This is a genomic window from Amycolatopsis sp. NPDC114503 (assembly GCF_055633655.1).
In genome coordinates, this window is sequence record NZ_JBVKDT010000020.1 from 1 (window position 1) to 23,544 (window position 23,544).

The 23,544-nt window shown below is 70.9% G+C and carries 19 protein-coding genes and 1 rRNA gene; 16 read left to right on the forward strand and 4 right to left on the reverse strand.

Going from position 1 to position 23,544, the window contains the following annotated elements:
* From rrf to ACZ7OI_RS45795, 10 genes are all read left to right on the forward strand, one after another.
* Positions 1 to 92 (forward strand): 5S ribosomal RNA (gene rrf / locus ACZ7OI_RS45750); the annotation flags it as partial.
* A 206-nt stretch (positions 93 to 298) separates the two neighbouring features.
* Entirely contained in the window at positions 299 to 2,914 is a 2,616-nt protein-coding gene (locus ACZ7OI_RS45755) for a tetratricopeptide repeat protein (RefSeq protein WP_470270376.1), read from the forward strand.
* Entirely contained in the window at positions 2,907 to 3,884 is a 978-nt protein-coding gene (locus ACZ7OI_RS45760; protein WP_470270377.1) for an HAD-IIA family hydrolase, read from the forward strand. Before ACZ7OI_RS45755 ends, ACZ7OI_RS45760 begins: the two co-directional genes overlap by 8 nt.
* 16 nt (positions 3,885 to 3,900) lie before the next feature.
* Positions 3,901 to 4,107 (forward strand): hypothetical protein, encoded by a 207-nt coding sequence (locus ACZ7OI_RS45765; protein ID WP_009079580.1) that lies wholly within the window; start codon positions 3,901 to 3,903, stop codon positions 4,105 to 4,107.
* A gap of 5 nt (positions 4,108 to 4,112) precedes the next feature.
* Positions 4,113 to 4,940, forward strand: coding sequence for a TlyA family RNA methyltransferase (locus tag ACZ7OI_RS45770; protein WP_470270378.1), 828 nt, complete (start codon positions 4,113 to 4,115; stop codon positions 4,938 to 4,940).
* Entirely contained in the window at positions 4,937 to 5,866 is a 930-nt protein-coding gene (locus ACZ7OI_RS45775; protein ID WP_470270379.1) for an NAD kinase, read from the forward strand. Before ACZ7OI_RS45770 ends, ACZ7OI_RS45775 begins: the two co-directional genes overlap by 4 nt.
* 97 nt (positions 5,867 to 5,963) lie before the next feature.
* The gene (gene recN, locus ACZ7OI_RS45780; RefSeq protein WP_470270380.1) at positions 5,964 to 7,748 is read left to right on the forward strand and encodes a DNA repair protein RecN; all 1,785 of its coding nucleotides are present in this window, start codon (positions 5,964 to 5,966) and stop codon (positions 7,746 to 7,748) included.
* A 10-nt stretch (positions 7,749 to 7,758) separates the two neighbouring features.
* Positions 7,759 to 8,907: a DUF1266 domain-containing protein gene (locus ACZ7OI_RS45785; RefSeq protein WP_470270381.1), complete on the forward strand. Its 1,149-nt coding sequence runs from the start codon at positions 7,759 to 7,761 to the stop codon at positions 8,905 to 8,907.
* Positions 8,908 to 9,009: 102 nt separating this feature from the next.
* The gene (steA, locus tag ACZ7OI_RS45790; protein WP_370936331.1) at positions 9,010 to 10,194 is read left to right on the forward strand and encodes a putative cytokinetic ring protein SteA; all 1,185 of its coding nucleotides are present in this window, start codon (positions 9,010 to 9,012) and stop codon (positions 10,192 to 10,194) included.
* Entirely contained in the window at positions 10,191 to 11,138 is a 948-nt protein-coding gene (locus ACZ7OI_RS45795; RefSeq protein ID WP_470270382.1) for a copper transporter, read from the forward strand. Before steA ends, ACZ7OI_RS45795 begins: the two co-directional genes overlap by 4 nt.
* A gap of 211 nt (positions 11,139 to 11,349) precedes the next feature.
* On the opposite strand, the gene ACZ7OI_RS45800 is transcribed toward ACZ7OI_RS45795, so the two are convergent.
* On the reverse strand, positions 11,350 to 13,251 hold the full coding sequence (locus ACZ7OI_RS45800) for a glycosyl hydrolase family 18 protein (protein ID WP_470270383.1): 1,902 nt from the start codon (positions 13,249 to 13,251) through the stop codon (positions 11,350 to 11,352).
* Between the two features lie 393 nt (positions 13,252 to 13,644).
* Between ACZ7OI_RS45800 and ACZ7OI_RS45805 the strand changes: the two genes are divergently transcribed.
* The gene (locus ACZ7OI_RS45805; RefSeq protein ID WP_470270384.1) at positions 13,645 to 14,781 is read left to right on the forward strand and encodes an acyltransferase; all 1,137 of its coding nucleotides are present in this window, start codon (positions 13,645 to 13,647) and stop codon (positions 14,779 to 14,781) included.
* 87 nt (positions 14,782 to 14,868) lie between these two features.
* Here ACZ7OI_RS45805 and ACZ7OI_RS45810 read toward each other — a convergent pair whose 3' ends face one another.
* Together ACZ7OI_RS45810 and ACZ7OI_RS45815 are read right to left on the reverse strand one after the other, a co-directional pair.
* Positions 14,869 to 15,579, reverse strand: a complete 711-nt coding sequence (locus tag ACZ7OI_RS45810) for an aspartate/glutamate racemase family protein (protein WP_470270385.1) — start codon at positions 15,577 to 15,579, stop codon at positions 14,869 to 14,871.
* The gene (locus ACZ7OI_RS45815; RefSeq protein WP_470270386.1) at positions 15,579 to 17,006 is read right to left on the reverse strand and encodes an NCS1 family nucleobase:cation symporter-1; all 1,428 of its coding nucleotides are present in this window, start codon (positions 17,004 to 17,006) and stop codon (positions 15,579 to 15,581) included. Before ACZ7OI_RS45815 ends, ACZ7OI_RS45810 begins: the two co-directional genes overlap by 1 nt.
* A gap of 147 nt (positions 17,007 to 17,153) precedes the next feature.
* Here ACZ7OI_RS45815 and ACZ7OI_RS45820 point away from each other — a divergent pair, with 147 nt between their 5' ends.
* Both ACZ7OI_RS45820 and ACZ7OI_RS45825 read left to right on the forward strand, forming a co-directional pair.
* Complete coding sequence (locus ACZ7OI_RS45820) at positions 17,154 to 17,834, forward strand: GntR family transcriptional regulator (protein WP_470270387.1); 681 nt, start codon at positions 17,154 to 17,156, stop codon at positions 17,832 to 17,834.
* Between the two features lie 153 nt (positions 17,835 to 17,987).
* Entirely contained in the window at positions 17,988 to 18,833 is an 846-nt protein-coding gene (locus ACZ7OI_RS45825) for an alpha/beta fold hydrolase (protein WP_470270388.1), read from the forward strand.
* Here the strand turns inward: ACZ7OI_RS45825 and aroA are convergent.
* Complete coding sequence (aroA, locus tag ACZ7OI_RS45830) at positions 18,826 to 20,112, reverse strand: 3-phosphoshikimate 1-carboxyvinyltransferase (protein WP_470270389.1); 1,287 nt, start codon at positions 20,110 to 20,112, stop codon at positions 18,826 to 18,828. The two genes, ACZ7OI_RS45825 and aroA, sit on opposite strands and share 8 nt — an antisense overlap.
* A 97-nt stretch (positions 20,113 to 20,209) precedes the next feature.
* Between aroA and ACZ7OI_RS45835 the strand changes: the two genes are divergently transcribed.
* Genes ACZ7OI_RS45835 through xerD form a run of 3 tightly spaced genes read left to right on the forward strand, consistent with a single transcriptional unit; the run spans position 20,210 to position 23,512 of the window.
* Positions 20,210 to 21,910 carry a CTP synthase gene (locus ACZ7OI_RS45835; protein WP_470270390.1) on the forward strand — a complete coding sequence of 567 codons (1,701 nt, stop codon included), beginning with the start codon at positions 20,210 to 20,212 and terminating at the stop codon, positions 21,908 to 21,910.
* The gene (locus tag ACZ7OI_RS45840; protein ID WP_470270391.1) at positions 21,907 to 22,539 is read left to right on the forward strand and encodes an NUDIX domain-containing protein; all 633 of its coding nucleotides are present in this window, start codon (positions 21,907 to 21,909) and stop codon (positions 22,537 to 22,539) included. Before ACZ7OI_RS45835 ends, ACZ7OI_RS45840 begins: the two co-directional genes overlap by 4 nt.
* Positions 22,540 to 22,579: 40 nt before the next feature.
* Entirely contained in the window at positions 22,580 to 23,512 is a 933-nt protein-coding gene (gene xerD, locus ACZ7OI_RS45845; RefSeq protein WP_470270392.1) for a site-specific tyrosine recombinase XerD, read from the forward strand.
* Positions 23,513 to 23,544: the final 32 nt, after the last annotated feature.

Here is a 23,544-nt window from a genome sequence, read left to right on the forward strand (position 1 = left end):
CGCCCGGTCCCATTCCGAACCCGGAAGCTAAGCCTGACTGCGCCGATGGTACTGCAACCGAAGGGTTGTGGGAGAGTAGGACACCGCCGAACTTACTTTGAATGGTCTGGGCCCCGGTCGAGAACCCACGCGGTTCTCCCGGGGCCCAGACTCATGTTCGCGTCCGCTCGAGCAGCGCGCCGGCGGCCTCAGGTCCGCCCGCGCGAGGTTGCTCCGAACGGGCCCGTACGATAGTCAATTGGCCCTCGTACCGGGGGCCGTCCTCAGAATTCCAGAGTTGTCTATGGCAGGAGGCCAGGTGTCCGAGTTCGGTCGACGTGACTCAGCGGATGAGGGGTCCGGTCGGTCGGGACGCCGCGACCAGGACTCCCGCGGCGGCAGGTCCGACGCGCCCCGGGGAGACCGGCGCGGCGCGCGGCAGGACCGCGGCGGGCGGGACAACGCTCACCAGGGCAAGCCCCGCCGAGACGACCGCGGTGCTCGCGGTTCCGGCGGCTTCGCCGGCCGCCCCGGCCACGGCGACGGTCCCCGCGAACAGCGCGGCGGATACGCCGGCAAACGCGACGACGACCGCGACTTCCGCCCCCGCGGCAAGCGCGATTTCGACCGTCCGCAGGGCAAATCCTACGGCGAGCGCTCCGGCGGACCCGGCGGCAAGTCCTCCTACGGCGACCGCTCCGGGCGTCCGGAACGAGGCTCGTCCTACGGCAATCGTTCCGAGGGGCGGTCCTCGTACGGCGAACGTTCGGAGGGCCGGTCCTCGTACGGCGAGCGCTCCGGCGGGCCCGGCAAGTCTTACGGTGACCGTTCGGGCCGTCCGGAAGGGAAGTCCGGCTACGGCGACCGCGGCGGACGGCCGCAGGGCAAGTCCTCGTACGGGGAGCGGTCCGGCGGGCGCTGGAACGACGACCGTCGCGGTGGCGACGACCGTCGTGGCGGGTACTCGGGCGGCGACGACCGGCGCAGTTCGGGCGGATACCGCGGCAAGGACTCCCAGGGCGGCGGTTTCCGCGACGATCGGCGCGGGTCCGGCGGATTCCGCGACAACGACCGGCGTGACAACGACCGGCGCGGCGGCTACGGCGACCGCGACAACCGCGGCGGCAAGCCCGGCGATCGCGATGCGCGCGGCGGCTACCGTGACGACCGGGGAAGCAAGCCCGGCGGTTTCCGCGACGACCGGGGAAGCAAGCCCGGCGGTTTCCGCGACGACCGCGGCGGCAAGCCCGGCGGATACCGGGACCGGGACGACCGCGGTCCGCGCGACGGCGGATTCCGTGGCGGGAACCGGGGAACCGGGGGATTCCGGGACGATCGGTCCGGCGCGAACCGAGGAGATCGGCGCGACGACCGCGGGTTCCGCAACGACCGCGACGACCGTCGGGACAACCGTTCGGGCGGCTTCCGCAGCGACCGGCGTGACGAAGGCGGCTACCGCGGGGAACGTCGGGACGACCGCTCCGGCGGGTTCCGCGACAACCGTCGGGACGACCGGCCGGGTGGGTTCCGCAACGACCGGCGCGATGAAAGCGGTCCTCGCGGGGATCGTCGGGACGACCGTTCGGGCGGGTTCCGCAACGACCGGCGGGACGAGGGCGGTTATCGCGGGGATCGTCGAGACGACCGCTCCGGCGGGTTCCGCAACGACCGGCGTGACGACCGGTCCGGCGGCAAGCGGCCGGGCGGGGACCGTCGGGACGAGCGGCCGGGCGGGTTCCGGCGTGATCGGGACGGCGAGTCCGGCGGGTTCCGGAAGGACCAGCGCGACAGTGGTTTCCGCAAGGACCGTCAGGACGACGGGTTCCGCGGGCGTCGGGACGAGGCCGAGGAGACCGCGTCGGCTGCGGCCGGGGAATCGGCGGTGGTCGACGAGGTGACTGCGGGCTCGGGCGGCGCTGGCGTCGAGTCGGGTTCGGCGGACCGCGTCGAGACTGCCGAGGCCGCTGAGGGCCAGGAACGGCGCGAGGCGGACGACCGCGGCGAGCGGGACAACCGCGACAACCGCGACGACCGGGGCGAGCGGCAGGACCGTCGGGAGCGCGACAACCGCAGCGACCGCGGCGGCCGGGACAACCGCGACAGCCGCGACCGGCGCGACCGCAGGGACGACCGTCCCCGCACCAAGCGGCCGGTGACCGTCGAGGAGCAGGACGCCGCTCTCGCCCGCGAGCTGCTCGAAGCACCCGAACTGCCCGAGGACATCGAGTTCTCCGACCTCGACGAAGAGGTCCGCCGGGAGCTGCGGACCTTGCCGAAGGGGCTCGCGGAGACCGTCGGGAAGCACCTGGTCGCCGCGGGCGGGCTGGTCGACGACGACCCCGAGGCCGCACTCGAGCACGCCCGGTACGCGAAGACCAAGGCGTCGCGGGTGCCGATCGTGCGCGAAGGGCTCGGGCTGGTCGCCTACCACGCGGGCAACTGGCAGGAAGCGCTGTCCGAACTGCGCGCCGTCCGGCGGATGACGCGCAGCGACGAGCACATCGCGATCATCGCGGACGCCGAGCGCGCGCTGGGCCGTCCGGAGCGCGCCCTGGACCTCGCCAAGGAGACCGACAAGGAACGGCTCACCAAGGCGACTCAGGTCGAGCTGGCGATCGTCGCGGCGGGTGCGCGGCGCGACCTCGGGCAGCTGGACGCGGCGGTCGTGTCCCTGCAGGGGCCGGACCTCGCAGCGGCCAAGCGCGACCCGTGGAGCGCGCGCCTGTTCTACGCCTACGCCGACAACCTCGAGGCTGCCGGACGCAAGGAAGAGGCCGTCCAGTGGTTCCTGAACGCCGCTGAGGCCGACGCCGAGGACGAGACCGACGCCGCCGAGCGCGCCGCGGACCTCTCGAACGAGGCGAACGCATCGAACGCGGCGAACGACTCAGGCGAGCCGAGCGAGTCGGGCGAGCCGAACGGGTCGGATGACTGACGTGGCCTACGACGCGCTGCTGTTCGATCTCGACGGCACCGTGTACCACGGGCCGCAGGTGATCGACGGGGCCGCGGAAACCGTGGCCGCCGTGCGCGAGCAAGGCACGGCGGTCCGGTTCGTGACCAACAATGCGTCAAAGGCCCCGTCCGCGGTCGCCGAGCACCTCCGGGACCTCGGCATCACCGCGGACACCGAAGAGGTGCACACGAGCGCCCAGGCGGCAGCCGCGCTCCTGCGGGACCGGCTGCCGGCCGGCGCGAAGGTGCTGATTGTCGGCACGGCCTCGCTCGGCGACCAGGTCGCCGCGGCGGGGCTGGAGCCGGTGCGGGCCGCGGGCGATGACGTTTCCGCGGTGGTGCAAGGACATTCGCCGGAAACCGGATGGGCGGACCTCGCCGAGGCGAGCATCGTGATCCGGGCGGGCGGGCTGTGGGTCGCGACGAACACCGACACCACGCTGCCCACCGAGCGCGGGCTGATGCCGGGCAACGGGTCGATGGTGGGAGCGTTGCGGATCGCTACCGGCGCGGAGCCGGTGGTCGCCGGGAAACCGGAGCCGTTGCTGTTCGAAACGGCGGCGCGCTCGGCGAAGGCGAAGCGTCCGCTGGTGGTCGGGGACCGGCTGGACACCGACATCGCGGGCGCGGTCGCGGCAGGGTTGGACTCGTTGTGCGTTCTCACCGGCATCGCGACTCCGGCGACGCTGCTCACCGCGATTCCGGCGGAACGGCCGACTCATCTCGGCGCCGATCTCACCGCGCTCGCGCAGCCGGTGGACGAATTGCGCGTCGGCAAGCGGCCCGGCTGGGAGATCAGCGAGGGCGATGTACTGACCGTTCGCGGCGAAGGCGACAAGCTCGACCTGCTGCGCGCGCTGTGCGATTCGGCGTGGCGCACCGGCGTTGTGCAGGTGCGCGCGGAAGGCGACGCGGCCGCGGCGGCAGTGACCGGGCTCGGGCTGGCCTGACTGGTAGTTTGGGCCTGTGCACCCGAACGTTCCGCGGCCGGTTCCCGGACCCCCGCCGATCCCCGGACCCGGCCCGCAGCAGACTGACCCGCGAGCGGGCATCGACGAGGCCGTCGCCGGGCTCGACGACCTCGACACGCTGCCGCCCGCCGAGCACGTGGACCGCTTCGAGGCCGTGCACACCGAGCTGACCGTGGCCCTGTCCAGCATCGACAAGGTCTGACCGGCGTGGCCAAACGGGCCAGGCTCGACGCGGAACTCGTGCGGCGCGGACTCGCCCGCTCCCGCGAACAAGCCTCCGCGCTCATCACCGGCGGCAAAGTCACCGTGCGCGGCATGGTCGCCACGAAACCCGCCACCGGCGTGGAAAACGACGCGCCGATCGTCGTGAAGGACGAGGACGACCCGGGCTGGGCGTCGCGCGGCGCGCACAAACTCCTTGGCGCGCTTGAACGTTTCGGTCCGGAAGGGCTGACCGTCGAAGGCCGCCGCTGTCTCGACGCCGGCGCATCCACTGGCGGGTTCACGGATGTGTTGCTGCGGGGCGGCGCGGAGAAGGTCATCGCCGCGGACGTCGGGCGCGGGCTGCTTGTCTGGAAGCTGCAGACCGACGATCGCGTCGTGGTCCTCGACCGCACGAACGCCCGCAACCTGACGCCGGACGTCCTCGGCGGCCAGGTCGATCTCGTCGTCGGCGATCTTTCCTTCATCTCGCTGAAGCTCGTGCTTCCCGCGCTCGCCGAATGCGCGCGCGACGGCGCGGATCTGCTGCCGATGGTCAAACCGCAGTTCGAGGTCGGCAAGGACCGGCTCGGCAGCGGCGGCGTGGTCCGCGATCCGGAACTGCGCGCCGAATCCGTGCTGAGCGTGCTCGCCGAAGCCGCGAAGCTCGGCCTGTCGCTGCGCGGGGTCGTCGCGAGTCCGTTGCCGGGGCCGTCCGGGAACGTCGAATACTTTGTGTGGCTCCGGAAAACGGGGCCGGAAGAAGCCGGTGTCCGAGACCCCGAGGATGCCGAGCGGCTCGTTCGCGCCGCAGTCCAGGAAGGACCCCAGTGACCGCCGAACGTGAAGTGCTCCTCGTGGTGCACCCCGACCGGGACACCACCCGGGAGGCCGCCCGCGAGGTGTCCCAGCGATTCGCGAAGGCCGGGATCCGGCTTCGCGTGCTCGACGAGGACGTTCTCCGGCTGATCGACCCGGACGGCTGCATGGCCAAGCCGTGCACCGTGGTCGCGCCCGAGCACAATCCGGCCGAGGGAGCCGAACTCGTGTTCGTGCTCGGCGGCGACGGAACCCTGCTGCGCGCGGCGGAACTCGCCCGTCCGGCCGAGGTTCCGGTGCTCGGCGTCAACCTCGGCCGCGTCGGCTTCCTCGCCGAGGCCGATTCGGACGCGCTCGCCGACGCCGTGCAGCGCGTGGTCGACCGCGAGTACCACGTCGAGGACCGGATGACGGTCGACGTCACGGTCACCGCCGACGGCGCCGAGATCTACCGGACCTGGGCGCTCAACGAGGCCAGCGTCGAGAAGTTCAGCCGCGAGCGGGTGCTCGACGCGCTGATCGAGGTCGACGGCCGCCCGGTGTCGTCTTTCGGCTGCGACGGCGTGTTGTGCGCGACGCCGACCGGTTCCACCGCGTACGCCTTCTCCGCGGGCGGGCCGGTGCTGTGGCCGGACGTCGAGGCGCTGCTCGTGGTGCCGAGCAACGCGCACGCGATGTTCTCCCGGCCGCTGGTCGTGTCGCCCGAGTCGGTGATCACCGTCGGCATCGACCCGACCGGCCCGAAAGCGGCGCTGACCTGCGACGGGCTGCGGTCGTTCGACCTGCCTCCCGGCGCGCTCGTGCGCGTCGTGTGCGGCAGGCAGCCGGTGCGGCTGGTGCGGCTGTGGGACGGCGTGTTCACCGACCGGCTGGTGTACAAGTTCGGCCTGCCGGTGCGCAGCTGGCGCGACCGGCGCGGCGGGGAGCGTCCGGGCAGCTGATTCGCGACGCGCCCGCACAAGTGTTCGACCAGCGAAAAGAAGAGTTAGCGGACCTCGGACGCACAGAAGGTCGGTGCGGGCCGCTACCGTATGCGTCGTGCTGGCCGAGATGCGCATCCAGGGCCTCGGAGTCATCGAGGAAGCCCTGCTGGAACTGCACGCGGGCTTCACCGTGGTCACCGGTGAGACGGGTGCGGGCAAAACCATGGTCGTCACCGGGCTGCATCTGCTTTCGGGCGGACGGGCCGAGGCGTCGAAGGTCCGGAACGGGATGCTGAAGGCATTCGTCGAGGGCCGCTTCACCGTGGGCAAGGACGACGCGGCCGCCCGCATCGTCACCGATTCGGGGGCCGACGTCGACGAGGACGGCAGCGTCATCGCGCTGCGCACGGTCGCGGCCGACGGGCGCTCGCGGGCGCACCTCGGCGGCCGGTCCGTGCCGGTCGGGGTGCTGGCGGAGCTGTCCGAGCAGGTGATCGCCGTGCACGGGCAGAACGACCAGCTGCGGCTGCTGCGCCCGGCCGAGCAGCGCGCGGTGATCGACCGGTTCGCCGGCGAGGACGTCGGCGGCCCGCTCGCGCTGTACCGCCAGGTCCGCGAGGAATGGCTGGCCGTGCTCACCGAGCTGAGCGAGCGCTCCAACCGCTCCCGCGAGATGGCGCAGCAGGCGGACCTGCTGAAGCACGGGCTGAACGAGATCGACGCGGTCGCGCCCGAACCGGGCGAGGACGTCGAGCTCACCGAGCAGATCAAGCGGCTCGCCGCGGTCGACGAACTCCGCGCGACGGCCACCGAGGCGCACGCGGCGGTGTCCGGCGCGCAGGACGGCGACCCGGACGCACCGGGCGCGCTCGGCCTGGTCGGCGAGGCGGTGCGACGGCTGGTGTCGGCGGAGGATTCCGCGCTGAGCGACCTCGTGCCGCGGCTGGAGGAAGCCTCCACGCTGCTCAGCGACGTCGGCGCGGAGCTGGGCAGCTACGTCGAGAACCTCGACGCGGACCCGGCGCTGCTGGAGAAGGTGCTTTCGCGCCAGGCCGATCTCAAACGGCTGACCCGCAAGTACGCCGCGGACGTCGACGGAGTGCTGGCGTGGGCCGAGGACGCCCGGCGCAGGCTCGAGTCGATGGACACCTCCGAAGAAGCTCTAGGGGCACTGGCTTTGCGCCGCGACGAGCTGGCCGTGCAGCTGGTCGCGCACGCGACCGAAGTGTCCGCCGCGCGCGGCAAGGCGGCCGCTGAACTCGCGACCGCGATCACCAAGGAACTGTCCGGTCTCGCGATGGGACAGGCGGAGCTGGAGATCACCGTCGAACAGCGTCCGGCCGAGCACGGCGACCGGCAGGCGCTCGCGATCGACGGGCACGCGGTGCACGCGGGCCCGGACGGCGTCGACGAGGTGGAACTGCTGCTGCGGGCGCACAACGGCGCGCCGCCGCTGCCGGTGCACAAGGCCGCCTCGGGCGGTGAGCTGTCGCGCGTGATGCTCGCGATCGAGGTCGTGCTGGCGCACGCGGACACCGTGCAGACGCTGGTGTTCGACGAGGTCGACGCCGGGGTCGGCGGCCGGGCCGCGGTGGAGATCGGACGGCGGCTCGCGCGGCTCGCGCGCACCCACCAGGTCCTGGTGGTCACGCACCTTCCGCAGGTCGCCGCGTTCGCGGACCAGCATTTGGTGGTGGACAAGGGAACCAGCGGCGGCGTCACGCGCAGCGGCGTGAAGACGCTCGACCAGAGCGACCGGGTGCGCGAGCTGGCGCGGATGCTCGCGGGCATGGACGGCACCGAGACCGGCCGCGCGCACGCCGAGGAATTGCTTGCCACCGCGGAGAAAGACAAGGCGAAGAACACCGGCGCGAAGCGCAAGCGCGCGAAGAAGGGCTGAGGCGGATTCCATGACCTGGGCCACGCTGGCCGACGTCGAAGCCGAACTCGCCCGCGCGCGGCGGGAGGACGATCTCGACCGCTTCCTCGAACTCCTCGGCGACGAGGAGCTGTTCGTGCCGATCCACCGGGACGAGGCGCAGCGGCTCGCGCAGGAGCGGACCTGGTCGCCCGCGAAAGCCTGCTGCGCGCACGGCGGCGAACCGTCGCTGCAGGTGTTCACCCGCGGCGCGCTGCCGGATTTCGGCGCGGACGTGGTGTTTCTCAGCGGCGATCTCGACTGGGCCACGCACGGTCTCGGCCTGGGGGAACAGGTCGTGTTCAACCGCGGCACGCTCGCCGAATGGCGGGTGAGCGCGAACGCTGTGCTGCCGTGGGTCGACGCGAACCCGCACCGGGTCACCGCGGTGGAGCAGCAGGTCGAGCGGCTTTACACGGCACGGTACGGGCTTCTCGACGGTCCGGTCGCGCACGCGCTCGCGTGCGGCGCGCACCAGGCGGTGCTGTCGGCCGAGCCGTGGAACGTCCTCGACGCGCGCTACCACGATTACGTCGCCGAAGTCCGCGGCCTGCGCGATTGGTGGGGCGTCGCGGACGCGGCGAGCTGGCGAGCCGCGATGGACCGGCTGCTCGGCGATTCCTACCAGCTCACCACGGGAAACCTCGTGCTCGTGCTGCGCGCTCGAAGCGGGCTGGCGCTGGACGTCTACGGCTGGGTCGAGCTGGTCCGGCAGTGGTGCGCCGACAACGACGCCGAGGACCAGGCCGAGCCGCTCGTCGACGCCGTGCGCCGGATCGTGCGGTACGAGCAGCGGTTCCGCGCCGACGGCCTGCTCGCTCCGGACGGCGTGGTGGACAGCATCATCGGCTGGGACGTCGGGCGCGCGGTCGAACTGGCCCGCTGGGGGTTGGCAGTCGGCTATTGCGACGCGCTCACCGCGGAACTGATGGTGCTGGAGGCCGGCGCGATCGCCCGCCGCTACCACGGATCGTGGGCGGAATTGTCCACCGGTTACGTGCTGGGCAGGCTGCTCGCGCTCGACGGCGAGGAATTCGGGCCGGAGTACGCCTGCGCCGCCCGGGTCCGCCACCGCCTGCTGAACGATCCCGCGAGCCCCTGGTCCAACCTCGATTTCGGAGCGGGCGGACCGCACAGTTAACCCCGGCTCCGCGCCCCGCGCGACATGGCTCACCACAACGAGTCATGTCCGCTTCGGCGCGTCGGCTCTGTCCCCAGGCACAAATTTGTCACCATCAGCCACATGAAGCTCACCGGTCTTCTCGCGCGGAACCACGAAGCCCTTCCCGGCGTCATCGGTGTCGCGCGGGTCGACCGGCGCACGCGGGAGCTGCTGCGCCGGGTCAGCGCGGGCGACATCGTCGTGCTCGACCAGCTCGACCTCGACCGGGCCACCGCGGACGCGCTGGTCGCCGCCGAGGTCGCCGCGGTGGTCAACGCGTCCCCGTCGATTTCCGGCCGGTTCCCCAACCTCGGCCCGGAAATCCTGGTGGCGGCGGGCGTTCCGCTGATCGACTCGGTCGGCGGCGAACTGCTGCGCACCGTCAAGGACGGCACGAAGCTGCGCGTGCACGAGGGCGCGGTCTACCTGGGGGAGCGGCAGCTGGCGACCGGGGTCGAGCAGACCCCAGAAAGCGTCGCCGACCAGATGATCGAGGCCAAGGCCGGGATGTCGACCCAGCTGGAAGCCTTCTCCGCCAACACGATCGAGTTCCTGCGCCGCGAGCGGACGCTGATCCTCGACGGCGTCGGCGTGCCCGAGCTGAAGGTCCCGGTGCGCGACCGGCACGTGCTGGTCGTCGCCGCGGGGACCGGGCACGCCGAGGACCTCAAGAAGCTCAAGAAGTACATCGGCGAGCACCGGCCGGTGCTGGTCGGCGTCGACGCCGGCGCGGACACCCTGCGCGCGCAGGGTTACCAGCCGGACGTCATGGTCGGCGACCCGACCGGGATCGGCACCGCGACGCTGCGCAGCGGCGGCGAGGTCGTCGTCCCCGCGCAGCCGGACGGGCACGCGCCGGGCGTCGAGCGGATCCAGGACCTCGGCATCGGCGCGGTCACCTTCCCCGCGACCGGCAACGCCGAGGACCTCGCCCTGCTGCTGGCCGACGCGCACGGGGCGAGCCTCGTCGTCACCGTCGGGTTCCAGGCCACGCTGCGGGAATTCCTCGACCACGGCCGGTCCGGGTCGAACCCGTCCACGTTCCTCACGCGGCTCAAGCTCGGCACCAAGCTGGTCGACGGCAAGGCCGTCGCGACGCTGCACCGCAGCCGGGTGTCGCTCGGCGCGGTCGCCCTGCTCGTCCTCGCCGCCATCGTCGTCGTCGTGGCCGCGCTGCTGGTCTCCGACGTCGGCTCCGTCTATCTCGAGTGGATCCAGCACACCTGGTCCACGTTCGTCGCCTGGGTGAAGGGTCTCTTCACGTGATTTCCCTGCGGTACCACATCGTTTCCATCACCGCGTGCTTCCTGGCGCTGGCCGTCGGCGTGGTGCTGGGCTCGACCGCGCTCAACGGTTCGCTGCTGTCCGGGCTCTCGGACCAGAAGAAAGACCTCGGCACGCAGGTGTCGGATCTCCAGGCGCAGCGCAACGCGCTCAACGCGCGGCTGTCCGACGCGGACGCGTTCGCCGGGACCATGGGCCCGAAGGTCGTCGCGGGCGCGCTGGACAAGCGCAGCGTCGTCATCGTCACCACGCAGGACGCGCGCCCGGCCGACCGCGACGCGCTCAAGAAGCTCGTCGGCCAGTCCGGCGCTTCGGTGACCGGCGAACTGCAGCTCACCAACGCGTTCACCGACCCGGCGAAGGCCGACCAGCTGCGCGACGTCGTCACGCGGCTGCAGCCGGCCGGGGCGAAGTTCCCGACCGCGGGCGACTCCGGCACGCTCGCCGGCGCGCTGCTCGGTTCGACGCTGCTGCTGGACAAGGCGAGCGCGAAACCGCAGTCGAGCGGCGACGAATTGGCCGCCGCGCTCGGCGGGCTGACCGACGGCGGTTTCGTGAAGCCGAGCCAGGGCGTGCAGCCCGCACAGCTGGCGATCGTGCTGACCGGGGCTCAGGAGACTGGTGACGGAGCTGGGGACCGGGCCGCGACGATCGCGCGGTTCGCGGCGCAGATGGACCGTTCCGGCGCGGGCACTGTGCTCGCGGGCGACCCGGGCTCGGCGGAGGGGTCCGGTCCGATCGGGGTCGTGCGCGCGGACACTTCGGCGACGTCGATCCTGTCCACTGTGGACAACGCGGATTCGGCGGCCGGCCGGGTGGCGACGGTGCTGGCGTTGCAGGAACAGCTCAACGGCGGTTCGGGCCGTTACGGGATCGCGGGCAACGCGCAGGCGATCGCGCCTGGTGTGGCCACGTCGGGGAACTGAGCCGAAGACTTTCCGCCTCCCGCACAAAAATCGGCGGCGGCACGGGGTTTCCCTTCGAGGGCGAGGAAACCCGGTGCCGCCGCCGATTCATGCGTCTGCCGTGCAAAAAGATTCCGGCGACCGCCTGGAGACAGAAATCGGCGGCGGCACCGGATTCCCTTCGGGGAGGGAATCCGGCACCGCCGCCGGTATTCATGCGCCTACTGCGGGGTCAGCAGGTGCCGTTGTCGGCCCAGACCGCCGCACTGCCGGGCTGTTCGCCTCGCGTCCACCACTTGGCGGACCAGCGGTGGCCGTTGAAGGACACGACCGCGCCGGCGTTGTAGGACTGGGAGGTGTTCCACGCCGCCGGGCACGCGGTCGTGGGACCGCCGCCGCCGGAGCAGGCTCCGTTGTCCGTCCAGACGTCGGCGCTGCCGGGCTGTTCGCCCTGCGTCCACCACTTCGCCGTCCAGGTGTGGTTGTTGTACGACACGACCGCGCCGCCGTTGTACACCTTGCCGGAGTCCCAGGCCGCCGCCGTGCACTGGCCGCCCGGCGGAGTCGTGGGAGTGGTCGGAGTGGTGGGCGTGGTCGGGGTCGTGGGAGTGGTCGGAGTCGTGGGCGTTGTCGGAGTGGTCGGCGTGGTGGGGGTCGTCGGGGTGGTCGGCGGCGGGCCGGAACAGCCCTCCGTCGGCGCGGCGAGCCCGTCCACGACGGCGTGGAACAGCGTCGAATCGGGGTCGAGGTCATACAGCGAGAACATCATCGCGCCGCCGAGGCCGTTGCAATGGATGTAGTCGGTGCGCGCCTTGATCGACTGTTTCGACGAACCGCCGTAGAAGCTCGTCCCGTCGTAGAACCACGCGGATTGCGTTGTCGGGTCCCAGAACGTCGTCGACGGGTTGTCGACCACGCCGGAGAGTTCCTTGTACATCGCCACGCCGGGAACGTTGCCGCTCAACGGATGCGGCGCGGACGGGCCGGTGGCTGTCTGGTACAGCCCGTGGTTCGAGCCCGCGGGCACGCCGGTCCAGCCGCGATAGTAGAACGGAATGCCCAAGGTCAGCTTCGACGCCGGGAACCCGCCGGGGATGCCGTACGCCGGATCGCCTTGCGTGTACGCCTTCATCACCTGATCGATGGTGTATTTCTCGGTGCCCGGCGGGATGGGCGTGGACGGGTCGTTCGGCGAGGGGTAGAGCGGGTCCTGGAAGTTCGTCGGACCGGTCTTGTCCCACGCGCCGTGCATGTCGTAGGTCATCGGGTCGGCGAAGTCCATGTACTGGTGGATCTTGTCGGTCTGGATCTTCGCGATCTTGTCCTGGCCGCCGGGCAGGGCGGCCGAGAGCGCGTAGTGCTTGCCCAGCGCGTCCATCTGGCTGCGGAACTCGGCCAGCAGCGCGGTGAAGTTCTGGGTGTCGTTGGGGCTGTAGTGGTTGCCCGTGTGCCCGCCGGGGTGCGCCGGGTACTCCCAGTCGATGTCGAACCCGTCGAAGATGTTCGCGGCGGTGCCGGGGCCGCCGAAGCCGCCGGCGTTCGGGATGTTGCCCTTGATGAACATGTCGATGCAGGAGCTGACGAACTTCTTGCGGGAAGAGTCCGAAGCGGCGGCGTCGGAGAAGTACTTCGAATACGTCCAGCCGCCGAGCGACAGCAGCACCTTCAGGTTCGGGTGCCGGGCCTTGAGTTCCTGCAGCTGGTGGAAGTTGCCGACGATCGGCATGTTGTAGGTGTCGGCGGAGCCGTCGACGCTGATGTCCGAGCCGAACGACTTCTGGTAGTCGGCGAACTGGTCTCCCGCGCCGTCGCCCGCGTTCGGGTCGTCCTCGCCGCCGGGGTCGGGGGTCGTCGCCTTGGTCGTCTCGAAGCAGGTGAGGTTGTTCGGGTCGATGTTCTCGAAGTCGTAGAGCAGGTAGTCGATGTTGTCGGCGATCTTGTCGACGTTCTTGAGGTAGTAAGCGTTCTGGTAAATGCTCCATTGGTCGAAGTAGGCGATGCGCGTCCCTCCCGAGGAGGGCGCGGGCGTCGCGGTGGCCGGGGCGGGCCGGGCCAGGATGGTGAGACCGGCCACGACCACGGCGGCCACGGCGGCGCAGGCCACGGCCAGCGGTCTCAAGGTCCGGTGGGGCATAAGCGTTTCTCCCTCGCACAAGCGAAGCCCGCCCGCCGCACCGGAATGCGCGGCAAGCGTCGGACAACGGGTGATCACTGCAGGAGCGGGGGCCGGCCCGCATTCGAATGTGAACCAGGGCACAGCCGGAGTCAATACTGTGGACTAGACCAATTTCCAGGCCGGGGCGTTTTGTGGTGAAGTGTCCGGAAACGCCCGACGAACGGCCTGTTCCAAGCGGGGCGAGTGGTCCGGTGCCGCGGGGTGGCGCCGATTCACCCGTACGGGTGTGGCTGACCCGACACCCGTTCCGCGCGGCATCAGGCGAGTCTCAGGAAGATCATGGGTGGCTCACAGCTGCGCACGAGAGCCTGGCACCATGAGCGCCAACGACCCCGGGAGCACGGCCGAACGATGACCACTACCGAGATCCCGCTCGTCCGCGCGGACGAGCCGGCGCCCGCCAGATCGCCGCACCTGCGGCAGCTCGATTTGTACCGCGTCGTCACGTTCGCTCTGGTCATCCTCATCCACGTGATCGGCTCCACGACGTTCCCGCAGGACGTCGTCGCCGACGCGTTCCAGACGCCGCTGCACCTGACCCGCGAGGCGTTCTTCGCGCTGACCGCGTTCGTGCTCGTGTTCGGCTACCGGGACCGCCCAGTGGCGGCCGGGAAATTCTGGCGCAGGCGGTTCCCTCTGGTCGCTGTGCCGTACGTGGTGTGGACGGTCATCTACCGGGTCTATTCGGTGATCACCTCGGACCAGCCGTTCGGGTCGGTCGGCGCGCAGCTGCGCACGCTCGGGCTCGACCTGCTCACCGGGAACGCCTGGTACCACATGTATTTCATGCTGGTGACGCTGCAGGTGTACCTGCTCTTCCCGTTGCTGGCCAAGCTGTTCGACCTGATCCGGCGGCGTCCGTGGACGGTGCTCGCGGTTTCCGGCGCGATCCAGGCGGCCGTGGCGGTCTTCATGAGCTACCCGCCCGCAGTGCTGGGCTACGGTTTTGTGAGCCAGTTCTTCGCGACTTTCGTCGTGTACCAGTTCTACATGCTGCTCGGCACCGCGGCGGCGCTCCACTTCGAGGCGGTGCACGCCTGGCTGCGCACGCATTCGCGCTGGGTGCTGCTGGCGATGGCGGGCGGGCTCGTGATCGGGGAGACCGGCTACTTCGTGAGTGTCCACTTCGGAGAGTGGCCGGAGATGGCGTCGGACGCCTTCCGCCCGTACCTGATCCCGTGGTTCGTCGCGGCGATCGCCGGGATCTACCTGGCGGGCGCGCGGTGGGCGGAGAGCAGGCAGCGCGGCGGGCGGTTCGTGTCCTGGGCGGTGAACCGGTCGTTCGCGGTGTTCCTGACCCACCCGATCGCGATCGCCTTGCTGGACCCGCTGTTCGTCTTCGTCGGCGACCGGTTCGGCGCGCCGTGGACGACGCTGGTGGCGTACCCGGCGACGATCGCGCTGACCTTCGGGATCGTCGAGGTGCTGCGTCGGCTGCCGTGGAGCAAGGCGCTGACCGGGCGCGCCCGGGTGCCGGTGCGGGCCTGAGGCGCGGCCTCGCCCGCGAGAGCCGTGAGGGGAACCCTGAGGGAATCAGCGTCCGTGAAGGTGGCCCTCACGGACCGCGAAACTGCTTCAGGAGCTGGGCCAGGTCCGGTGTTTGTCGAGCGGACGGGCGTAAGACCCGGCCCGGCTGGTGCGCAATCCCAGCGCCACCAGGGATTCCGCGAGCCGGACCGCGGCGGCGACGCCGTCGACCACCGGGACGTCGAGCATCGCCGACATCTTGCGGTCCAGCCCGGTCATCCCGGCGCAGCCGAGCACGAGCACCTCGGCCCCGGCGTCGCGCGCCCGCAGACCCGCGGTGAGCAGGGCGGATTCGGTCCGTTCCTCGTCGCGCAGCTCCAGCACGCTCAGCCCGGTGCCGACGACCGCGACGCAATTGGAGTCCACTCCGGCCGAATGCAGGCTGTCCTCGATCAGCCCGCACGTGCGGTCCAGCGTCGTCACCACTCCGTACCGGCGCCCGAGCAGCCCGGCGAGATGTGCCGCGGCCTCGGTGATGTCGACCACCGGCACGTCCAGCAGTTCCCGCGCGCCCTCGCGGCCGTGCTCGCCGAAACCGGCGAGGACGACCGCGTCGAACGATTCTTCTGTGGTGCGCAACAGGTCCAGCACGGCAGCCGCGGAGAGGAAGCTGTCCAGCCAGCCCTCGGCCGATTCCGGGCCCCACTTCGGCGTCAGCGCGACGATTTCGGTACCAGGGCTGGCTGCGGCTCGCGCTCCGGTCTCGATCTCCTTCGTCATGGCCTCGGTGGTGTTGCAGTTGGTGACGAGGATCCGCATCAAGCCCTCCGATGGCGGTACGAAACGGCGTAGTAGAGCAACCCGGCGCTGGCGGTGCCGAGGAACCAGGAGTACGGCGCGGCCGGTGCGAAGAACGGCACCAGCGCGATCACCGCGGCCAGCACGGCGCACGGGAAGAACGCGGCCATCGCGCGCGGATTCACCTTGGGGTACTTGCCGTCGCGGACGAACAGCTGCTCGACGTCGACCTTGCCGCGGCGGATCAGGTAGTAGTCGACGATCATGATCCCGAACAGCGGCCCGAGGAACGCGCCGAGCCCGCCGAGGAAGTAGTTGACCACCACCGGCGACGAATACAGCTTCCACGGCAGCACGCACAGCGCGGCGACGGCGCTGATCATGCCGCCGACGGTGAACGAGATCCGCTTGGGCCAGATGTTGGCCAGGTCGTAGGCGGGGGAGACGAAGTTCGCGACGATGTTGACGCCCATGGTGGCGATGGCGAAGGTGAGCGCGCCGACGATCAGCACCGGTGTGTTGTGCACCTTGGCGAGCAGTTCGGCCGGGTCGGTGATCGCCTCGCCGAACACCTGCAGGCTGCCCGCGGTGACGATCACCGACAGCAGCGCGAACGCCGTCGAGTTCACCGGAAGGCCCCAGAAGTTGCCGCGCCGCACCGTTTTCTGGTCCGGGGCGTTGCGGGAGAAATCGCAGAAGTTGAGCATCAGCGTGCCGTAGGTGGACAGGATCAGCCCGGCCGCGCCGAACCACTGCCGCACCTGCTCGCCGCCGGACAGGTGCCGCGGGCTGCTGGTGAACGAGAGGTGCCAGTGGCTCGCGGCGAGGATCCAGACGGCGAGCGCGATCATCACGACCCAGATCAGCGGGCCGCACCAGTCCTGGAACTTCCGCACCGCCTCCATGCCGCGGGTCAGCACGAATGCCTGCACCAGCCACAGCGCCACGAAACACATCCAGCCGAGCGCGTGCAGGCCGAGGAAACTGTGCTCGGTCAACGGTTTCAAGCCGGGGTCGATGGCCAGCACGAGCAGCGTGATGGCGACGCTCGCGAGATAGGTCTGGATGCCGTACCAGAAGATCGCGATCACCGCGCGGATCAGCGCGGGGAGGTTCGCGCCGAAGGTGCCGAAGCTGATCCGCGCCACCACCGGGAACGGGACGCCGGTGCGCTGCCCGATCCGGCCCATCAGGTTCATCCCGAAGAAGATGATCACGAACCCGAACAGCAGCGCGGTGAACACCTGCCAGGCCGACAGTCCGAGCACGAACAGCCCGGCGGCGAAGGTGTAGTTGCCGAGGTTGTGCACGTCCGACATCCAGAGCGCGAAGATGTCGTACACCTTCCAGCGGCGCTCCTCGGCGGGCGCGAGATCCTCGTTCCACAGCCGGGGATCGGGTTCCGGCTGGATCTTCGCGCTGGTTTCGGTGGACGGGGCGTGCGTCATTGCAGACCTCCGGTCGACGTGCCGGCAGCTTTGGTATCCCAAACTTGGGATCCCAAATATCGCTCCGCGTGGCTGCTGAGTCAACCCCCTTCCCGATAAACTCGGCGATGTCCGATGCCGGCCGGCGTCGGAGGGAGAGGGGGACAGGTGGGCGCCACGGAGGACCGGCAGCCGCTGGCGGCGACGCGCGCCCGGGTGCTCGACGAGCTGCGCGAGCGGATCCTGACCGGGCGGCTGCGGCCGGGAGACCGGCTGGTCGAGCGCGAGCTGGCCGAGGATCTCGGGGTGTCGCGGGTGCCGGTGCGCGAGGCGATCCGCAGTCTGGAATCCGAGGGGTTCGTCGTCGTGCCCTCGCCCCGGCGAGTGGTCGTGCGGCAGCTGGCGCGGGTGGATGTCGAGGAGCTGTTCGACGTCCGGGAGGCGCTGGAAAGCCTCGCCGCCGCGCGAGCCGCGGAACGGGCCGGGAAGCCGGAGATGCGGCGGCTGGAGCGGTTGCTCGCCGAGTCCGCGCGGGTCACCCAGGGCGGCGACGGCGCGCGGATCTCCGAGGTCAACAGCAGGCTGCACGACGAGATCGTGGCCGTCTCGGGCAACCGGCTGCTGACCACGATGCTGCATCCGCTCGAAGGCCAGCTGCGGTGGCTGACCAGCCAGAACGAGCACTGGGACGAACTGCTCGACGAGCACCGCCGTCTGGTGGAAGCGATCGGGTCCGGCGACGTGGAGCGGGCGCGCGAGTACGCCGCCGAGCACGTACGGGTCAACCGCGCGGTGACGTTGCGCGATCTGTTCGGCGACGACGAGCAGGACGAGCGTCCGGCGGGCTGAACGGGCACGAGCCTCGGACGCCTTCCCTGAGGCGCGCCGTCGCGTTCGTCAATGGCTGGGTCTCGTGAGTGTTCATGCCGGTGAGAACCGGTGCCGGCACTCACGAGCCGTCGTGGGTAAGGTGACCCTAACTTCACGCGGAGGGGGTCGCTGGTGGCGCACGTGCAGGGCGAGCCGGAGTGGGTGTCCACGAGGGACGGACGGCGGCTGTACGCGATGGTGCTGCCCGGTCCCGGATCCGGGCCGACGGTCGTGTTCGAGGCCGGGGCGGGCGCGAGCCGGTCGTCGTGGGGGCTCGTGCAGCCGCTGGTCGGCGAGTTCGCGCGGGCGGTGGTCTACGACCGGTCCGGGCTCGGCCGCAGCGCGCCGGATCCGTCCGGGCGGACGCTGGACCGGATGGCCGGCGACCTCGTCGACGTGCTGAGTCATTTCGGGCCGGGGCCGTACGTGCTCGTCGGGCACAGCGCCGGGGGACCGATCGTGCGGCTCGCCGCGTCCCGGACCGCGGCGAAAATCGCGGGTGTCGTCCTGGTCGATCCGACCGACGAAGCGGCGGACGTCCTGTTCTCGCCCCGATTCCGCAGTGCTGAAAGGGTTTTTCTGCGTACTGGCCGGATTCTGGCGGCGACGGGTTTGCTGAAGTTCTTGTACCGCCCCATGCTGCGGGCCGCTCCCGACGACGTCCGGCGCGATCTGGTGCGCGAAGGCTTTACGCCGCAGGTATTGCGCACGCAGACCGAGCAGGCGCGGACGTTCCTCGACGAGTTGGCTGCCTGGCGGACAGATCCGCCTGCGTCGGGCGACTATCCGGTGACAGTCGTGTCCGGCGGGCGTGCGGGGGACGGGATGAACGCCGCGGTGCGCGAGGAGGCGAATGCCGCGCACGCACAACGGGTTTCGCCGGGCGGGCGGCATCGGATCGCGGAGAGGTCCGGGCATCTGGTGCCGGTCACCGAACCCGAAGCGGTGGCGGACGAAATCCGCCGGCTGCTCAGCTGACGGCGTCGCTCCACGTCTCGACGAACTTCGGGAACGTCTTGCCGACGGTGTCCGGGTTCTCGACCAGCACGCCGGGCACGCGCAGCCCCAGCACCGCCGCGGCCATCACCAAGCGGTGGTCCTCATAGGTGTGGAAAACGCCGCCGTGCATCGGGGCCGGGGTGATTTCCAGGCCGTCTTCAAGCTCGGTGACGCCCGCGCCCAGGCCGGACAGCTCGGTGGCCAGCGCGGTGAGCCGGTCGGTCTCGTGGCCGCGCAGGTGCGCGACGCCGGTGATGCTCGACGGGCTCTCGGCGAAGCACAGCATCGCCGCGATGACCGGCGTCAGCTCGCCGACCTCGTGCAGGTCGAGGTCGATGCCGGGGAACGCGCCGCCGCCGGTGACGGACAGGCCGTCGCCGTCCAGCGTCGCCTTCGCGCCCAGTTCGGTGACCAGGCCGCGCAGCCAGTCGCCCGGCTGCGTGGTCTGCTTCGGCCAGCCGTGCACGCGGACCGTCCCGCCGCCGACCATCGCGGCGGCCACGAACGGGGCCGCGGTGGACAGATCGGGCTCCACCACGTACTCCGGGCACGACAGTTTCGCCGGCTCCACATGGAATTCCGTGCCGGAACGGTCCACAGTGGCCCCGAACCGGCGCAGCATGTCCAGCGTCATCGCGATGTGCGGTTCGCTCGGCGGGGCACCGCCGACCAGCCGCACCGTCACGCCCTGCTCGAACGCCGGACCGGCGAGCAGCAGAGCGGACAAGAACTGGCTGGAGGCCGACGAATCGAGGTCGACCCGGCCGCCGCGCAGCCCGCCGGTGCCGTGCACGGTGAACGGCGGCGCGCCGCGTCCGCCGTCGTCGATCCGCGCGCCGAGCTTGCGCAGCGCGGCCAGCAACGGATCGATCGGACGGCGGCGGATCGCCTCGTCGCCGTCGAACTGCACCGAGGCGTCGCCGAGCGTGGCGAGAGCGGGCGTGAACCGGGCGACGGTGCCGGCGTTGCCGAGGGTGACGGTCGCCTCGTCGCCGCGTCCGCTGATGGTGCCGAGCGGGTGCACGAGGAAGCCGTCGATGGTCTCTTCCGAACGCGCGCCCAGCGAGGCGAGCGCGCCGAGCATCAGCCGGGTGTCGCGCGAATCGAGCGGATGGCGCACCCGGGTGGGCGCGCTCGCGAGCGCGGCGAGCACGTAGGCCCGGTTGGTGATCGACTTCGATCCGGGGACGCGCACCGCGGCGTCCAGAGAGGCGCCCGCCACCGGGGCGGTCCAGTGGTCATCGCGGATATCCGTCACGCCGCGAAGCCTAGCGCGGCGCGGGTGAACCGATTCCGCCGCGCCGGGAAGAGGCGTCGGCGAGCGATCTCGCCGGAGTGGGATATGCTGGCGGCCCGTGGGACTTCAGTCGCGGGCTACCAAGTATGTCTTTGTCACCGGAGGCGTTGCCTCCTCTCTGGGTAAGGGTCTGACGGCGTCCAGCCTCGGACAGCTGCTCACTTCGCGCGGGTTGCGCGTCACGATGCAGAAGCTCGACCCGTACCTCAATGTCGACCCCGGGACGATGAACCCGTTCCAGCACGGCGAGGTGTTCGTCACCGACGACGGCGCCGAGACCGATCTCGACATCGGGCACTACGAGCGCTTCCTCGACCGCTCTCTCGACGGCAAGGCGAACGTCACCACCGGACAGGTGTACTCGGAGGTGATCGCCAAGGAACGCCGCGGCGAGTACCTCGGCGACACCGTCCAGGTGATTCCGCACATCACCGACGAGATCAAGGCGCGGATCACCGCCGCGGCCGGGCCGGACGAGAACGGCGTGGCGCCGGACGTGGTGATCACCGAGGTCGGCGGCACGGTCGGCGACATCGAGTCGCTGCCGTTCCTCGAGGCGTGCCGCCAGGTGCGCCACGACGTCGGCCGCGACCAGTGCTTCTTCCTGCACGTGTCGCTGGTGCCGTACCTCGCCCCCTCGGGCGAGCTCAAGACCAAGCCGACCCAGCACTCGGTCGCCGCGCTGCGCAACATCGGCATCCAGCCGGACGCGCTCGTGTGCCGCGCGGACCGGGAGATCCCGGACGACCTCAAGCGCAAGATCGGCCTGATGTGCGACGTCGACACCGAGGCGGTCATCGCCTGCCCGGACGCGCGCTCGATCTACGACATCCCGAAGGTGCTGCACGGCGAGGCGCTCGACGCGTACGTGGTGCGCCGGCTGGGCCTGCCGTTCCGCGACGTCGACTGGACGGTGTGGGGCGACCTGCTCGACCGGGTGCACAACCCGAGCGAGATCGTCCGGGTCGCGGTGGTGGGCAAGTACATCGACCTGCCCGACGCGTACCTCTCGGTCACCGAGGCGCTGCGCGCGGGCGGGTTCGCGCACCGCGCCAAGGTCGAGATCGTCTGGGTCGCTTCGGACGACGCGCAAACCGAGTCCGGTGCGGCGTCGGTGCTGTCCGATGTGGACGGTGTGCTGATCCCGGGCGGGTTCGGCATCCGCGGCATCGAGGGCAAGGTCGGCGCGATCCAGTACGCGCGCACGCACGGCGTGCCGCTGCTCGGGCTGTGCCTCGGCCTGCAGTGCATGGTCATCGAGAGCGCCCGGAACCTGGCGGGCATCGAGGACGCGAACTCTGCGGAGTTCGACGAGAACACCAAGCACGCGGTGATCTCGACCATGGCCGACCAGCGCGACGTCGTCGCGGGCGAGCGCGACATGGGCGGCACGATGCGGCTCGGCGCGTACCCGGCGAAGCTCAAGGCGGGTTCGCAGGTGGCCAAGGCGTACGGCTCCACCGAGGTATCCGAGCGCCACCGGCACCGCTACGAGGTGAACAACGCCTACCGCAAGCAGATCGGCGACGCCGGACTCGTGTTCTCCGGCACCTCGCCGGACGACCGGCTCGTCGAGTTCGTCGAACTGCCCGCGGACGTGCACCCGTTCTTCGTGGGCACCCAGGCGCACCCCGAGCTGAAGAGCCGCCCGACCCGGCCGCACCCGCTGTTCAGCGCGTTCGTGAAGGCGGTCGTGGACCGCAAGGTCGCCGAGCGGCTCCCGGTCGAACTGCCCGAGACGCCCGTGGCGGCTCGGTGAGCGCGCCCGGCACGCACGAGTTCTCCGTGGCCGGCAGCACGGTCGTCCACGTGGGACGCGTCGTCGGCCTCCGGGTCGACGACGTCGTGATGCCCGGCGGGGAAACCGCCAAGCGCGAGGTGGTCGAACACCTCGGCGCGGTGGTGATCGCCGCGCTGGACAGCGAGGACAACGTCACGCTCGTGCACCAGTACCGGCATCCGCTCGGGCGCAGGCTGTGGGAGCTGCCGGCCGGGCTGATCGACCACCCGGGGGAGGAGCCGGTCGAGGCGGCGAAGCGCGAGCTGGCCGAGGAATCCGGGCTCGCGGCGGCCAGCTGGGAGACGCTGGTCGACGTCGCGGCTTCGCCTGGGTTCACCGACGAGGTGGTGCGGGTCTTCCTCGCGCGCGATCTGTCCGAAGTGGACCGTGACGTGCTCGGCGAGGAGGAGGCCGACCTGGTGGTGCGGAAATTCCCGCTCGACGAGGCGGTCCGGATGGCCCTTTCCGGCGAGCTGGTCAACGGGGCGACCGTCTCGGGAGTGCTGTCGGCGCACGCGGTGCTGACCGGGGCGGCGAAGACGCGCCCGGCCGACGCGCCGTGGCAGGACCGGCCCTCGCGGTTCGCTCGCCGACTGGCCGAGGGCTGAATTTCCGGATTCTGTCCGTGCGCCGTCCTAGAGTGGCGGCGTGAATGATGCGGGTGTCGAGGTGCGGGGCGCGATCGCCACGTACCTCGACCACCTCGTCGTCGAACGCGGCACCGCCCGCAACACCCTCGACAGCTACTCCCGCGACCTCCGCCGTTACGCCGCTCATCTGGAAGCGGCGGGGGTCGCGCGGCTGACCGAGGTCACGCCCGCGCACGTCACGTCGTTCGGCGCCGCGTTGCGCGAGGGCGACGGAGAACACCAGCCGCTGGCGGCGTCGTCGGCCGCGCGAGCGCTGGTCGCGGTGCGGGGGCTGCACAAGTTCGCCCACGCGGACGGTCTCACCGAACACGACCCGGCGCGCGACGTCCGCCCGCCGGCCGCGGCGAAACGGCTGCCCAAGGCGTTGCCGGTCGCGGACGTCCTCAAGCTGCTCGACACTCCGCCGCCGGACGGGGAGCGCGCCTTGCGCGACCGGGCGCTGCTGGAGCTGCTGTACTCGACCGGAGCCCGGATTTCCGAGGCGGTCGGGCTCGATGTGGACGATGTGGACGACACCGAGCGGACTGTCCTGCTCGATGGCAAGGGCGGCAAGCAACGGCTGGTGCCGATCGGCCGTCCCGCGCTCGAAGCACTCGACGCGTATCTGGTCCGCGCCCGTCCCGCGCTGGCCGCGAACGGACGCGGCACCTCGGCGATCTTCCTCAACGCCCGAGGCAGCAGGCTTTCCCGCCAAAGCGCGTGGCAGGTCCTCAAGGACACCGCCGAGCGAGCCGGGATCACCGCCGCGGTCTCGCCGCACACCCTGCGCCACTCGTTCGCCACCCACCTGCTGGAGGGCGGCGCGGACGTCCGCGTGGTGCAGGAACTGCTCGGCCACGCGTCGGTGACCACGACCCAGGTGTACACGCTCGTCACGGTCACGACGCTGCGAGAGGTCTACGCCACCGCGCATCCGCGCGCGCTCGGCTGAACGCTCGACGCGTCCTAGAGCCTTCCCACGCT